This is a genomic window from Bradyrhizobium sp. Kon58, from assembly GCF_055807455.1.
The window spans coordinates 1-270 of sequence record NZ_JBVVOT010000443.1 but is presented as its reverse complement, the minus strand read 5'-3'; the positions used below and the strand labels follow the sequence as shown (position 1 = coordinate 270).

Genomic DNA, 270 nt, shown 5'->3' with positions numbered 1-270 from the left:
ATGAATGTAATTATTAAAAATCGGTTGATGGAGCTAAAAGGTAAGCTGGATGCTGCGCGCGCAAATTACGAAAACGATAAAGAAGCTAAAATTGCTACATTGCTTGAGGCAGATAATCTTAAGCAAGCCCAGTTACAGGATGAACTGAAAGCTCTTCGTTTGCAGCTTAGGACCCTACGTGTTGACCGTATTGCTCAACTAGATGAAGCAATTGTCATTGCTAAGTCTTTAGGCATAAAAAAGCCCACCACCCCTTCTGCCCTAAGTGAA

Annotated in this window: 1 protein-coding gene; it reads left to right on the top strand. The window is 41.5% G+C overall.

All coding sequences use genetic code 11. The features are described 5' to 3' along the window. The coding region (locus tag AC0L20_RS41085; protein WP_473295840.1) for a hypothetical protein at window positions 1-270 on the top strand (270 nt) is incomplete at both ends.